The organism is Streptomyces sp. MnatMP-M17 (genome assembly GCF_900091995.1).
Taxonomy (GTDB): Bacteria; Actinomycetota; Actinomycetes; order Streptomycetales; family Streptomycetaceae; genus Streptomyces.
In genome coordinates this window covers 1-1127 of the sequence record NZ_FMDK01001203.1, presented here as the reverse complement: position 1 = coordinate 1127, position 1127 = coordinate 1, and the positions used below count along the sequence as shown (strand labels likewise).

The following is a 1127-nucleotide window of genomic DNA, read 5'->3' as shown; positions in this document are numbered from 1 at the left end:
GCTAACCCCCCGCCACAGCAACAAGGCCCTCGAAGTACAGGGCGGCTCCACCGCCGACAACGCGAACATCGTCCAGTACGACGACTGGGGTGGCAACAACCAGCAGTGGCAGCTCGTCCAGGTCGGCGCCGACAACCCCGGCACGTGCAATCTGCCGTCGACATACCGCTGGTCATCGACGGGCGTGCTGGCTCAGCCCAAGTCGGGGTGGGTCTCGCTCAAGGACTTCACCGTCGTCCCCCACAACGGCAAGCAGCTCGTCTACGCGACGACGCACGACACGGGGACGAGTTGGGGTTCGATGAACTTCAGCCTGTTCACCAACTGGTCGGAGATGGCTTCGGCCAGCCAGAACGCGATGTCGACTGCCACCGTCGCGCCGACGCTCTTCTACTTCGCGCCGAAGAACATCTGGGTGCTCGCCTACCAGTGGGGTGCGACCGCCTTCTCCTACCGGACGTCGAGCGACCCCACCAACCCGAATGGCTGGTCATCACCGAGGGAGCTCTTCTCCGGAAGCATCACCGACTCCGCAACAGGACCCATCGACCAGACGCTCATCGCTGACGGGACGAACATGTACCTGTTCTTCGCCGGTGACAACGGCAAGATCTACCGGGCCAGCATGCCGATCGGGAACTTCCCGAGCAGTTTCGGCACGACCTCGACAGTGATCATGAGCGATACGACGAACAACTTGTTCGAAGCCCCGCAGATCTACAAGCTCCAGGGCCAGAACCGCTATCTCATGATCGTCGAGGCGATCGGCTCGCAGGGCCGCTACTTCCGCTCGTTCACGGCCACCAGTCTGAACGGCTCATGGACACCCCAGGCCGCGACCGAGAGCAACCCCTTCGCCGGCAAGGCCAACAGCGGCGCCACCTGGACCAACGACATCAGCCATGGCGAACTGATCCGCACCAGCCCCGATCAGACCATGACCGTCGACCCCTGCAATCTGCAGTTGCTCTACCAGGGACGCAGCCCCAACTCCGGCGGCGACTACGGCCTCCTGCCCTACCGTCCGGGTCTGCTGACACTGCAGCGGTGACGGCGTGACACGAGTCCGGCTCCGGTATGGAGCCGGCGTGGCGGGCTCGGCAGAAGGCCGAGCCCGCCCGGGTCAC

The 1127-nt window shown here is 64.3% G+C and carries 1 protein-coding gene; it reads left to right on the top strand.

Annotated features, from left to right (window positions below; translation table 11 throughout):
- The coding region (locus GA0115259_RS37770; RefSeq protein ID WP_093605101.1) for a non-reducing end alpha-L-arabinofuranosidase family hydrolase at positions 1-1051 on the top strand (1051 nt) is incomplete at its 5' end.
- Positions 1052-1127 lie beyond the last annotated feature (76 nt).